Origin of the sequence: Mesorhizobium sp. M8A.F.Ca.ET.021.01.1.1, from assembly GCF_003998025.1 — a bacterium.
In the GTDB taxonomy this organism is placed as follows: Bacteria; Pseudomonadota; Alphaproteobacteria; order Rhizobiales; family Rhizobiaceae; genus Mesorhizobium.
Map to the genome: position 1 here is coordinate 1799 of NZ_RZSJ01000642.1, position 1576 is coordinate 3374.

The following is a 1576-nucleotide window of genomic DNA, read 5'->3' on the forward strand; positions in this document are numbered from 1 at the left end:
GATCTACGCCAATGCCCTGGAGGGAAACGCCGGGCCCGGCCTGCCTGGCTTCGGCGAACCGCCGCCAACGGGACTTTCGCCGGCACTCGATGCGGCAAGAATCGCCGCCAGCGACGCCGCTTTTTCCGCCGTCTCCTCGGTAACCGCGCTGCTATGCCTGCTTTCCGCTGTCATTGCGTGGATGACGATTTCCGGCGAGGCGCTGCCGTGGCCGCGGCGCGCCGAACCTCGGCAGCACAAAGGCTAAGACTCAGCCTTCGATCTTTGCGCTGGCGACCTTCAGCGAGTTGCCGTCTTCCTGCTTCAGGAGATCGTCGATGCGTTCACGCTCGCGCTTGAAGGCGACGAGGTCGTCGCCCTTCAGCACCTTGCCGACCGGCAAGCGCACACGCATTGAATCGACTTTGGTGCCGTTGACGATCAACTCGTAGTGAAGATGCGGTCCGGTGGACAGGCCAGTCTGACCGAGATAGCCGATAACCTGGCCCTGGCGGACGCGCACGCCCTCGGCGATGCCTTTGGCGAAGGCGCTCTGGTGATTGTAGGAGGTTTCGTAGCCATTGGCGTGGCGAATGATGATCTGCTTGCCATAGCCGCCGGCCCAGCCGGCCTTCTCGATGACGCCATTGCCCGCGGCGATGATCGGCGTCCCGATGGGCGCTGCCCAGTCGGTGCCGGTGTGCATGCGGACATAGCCAAGGATCGGGTGCTTGCGAGCGCCAAATCCGGAGGTAAATCTGCCGTTCGGCAGTGGGTTGCGCAGCAGGAACTGCTGGGCGCTGCTGCCATTCTCGTCGAAATAATCCGTGCTGCCGTCCTGCATTTGAAAACGGTAGAAATTGCGCGTCGTTCCGCCGAACGTCGCCGAGACGTAGAGGAGCTCGGAATTGTCGGAGGTCTGGTCATCGCCATCGGGCTGCGAGAACAGCACTTCGAGGCGATCGGCGGGATTGAGCCGCGACTGGAAGTCGACATCGGACGCAAGCAGCTTGATCAGCCGCTGAGTCATCGCCTTGGACATGCCGTAGGAATAGGCGGTCCGATAGATGCCGTCATAAATGTTCGGCAGGTTGCCGCGCACCACCACCGGAGCCGACGAGTCATCGAACGCCGTCAGCAATTCGGGATTGGGTTCCGGCTCCTGCGCCGGCACGTACTGACCGCGATCGTCGAGCGCGATGGTGACGATGTGCGTGGCCTTGTCGTAGACGCTGGTGCGAACCACCTTGGCGGCGTCACCATGGACCTCGAGACCGACGCGCAACACGGTTCCGGCCTTGAGCGCCGGGGCGTTGAGCAGCTTGGCAATCGCTTCGGCCATGCCGGTGGCATCGTCGCCCGTGTACCCCGAATCGGCAAAGGCCTCGGTGAGGTCCGTGTCCTTGGTGAAAGGGATGATTTCTTCGGCGAAAGCCGGCGCCTGGTCGTCAGCGTTGGCGCGCGGCGCCACGGAGACGTTTTCGGGGACGATCTTGACGTCATAGGAGCCGGCCATGCTTTCGGCAAAAGCATCGCCGAAGCGCTGCGGGTCGACATAATGGAGCGAAGCGACCTGTACGGCGCCGTCGCTGAGGTC

Annotated in this window: 1 protein-coding gene and 1 pseudogene; one reads left to right on the forward strand and one right to left on the reverse strand. The window is 63.1% G+C overall.

Annotated features, from left to right (window positions below; translation table 11 throughout):
* Positions 1 to 247, forward strand: a pseudogene (locus EOA36_RS38590) (MFS transporter); the annotation flags it as partial.
* 3 nt (positions 248 to 250) lie between these two features.
* On the opposite strand, the gene EOA36_RS31350 reads toward EOA36_RS38590, so the two are convergent.
* Positions 251 to 1576, reverse strand: a 1326-nt coding sequence (locus tag EOA36_RS31350) for a M23 family metallopeptidase (RefSeq protein WP_145969405.1), incomplete at its 5' end; no start/stop codon positions are given.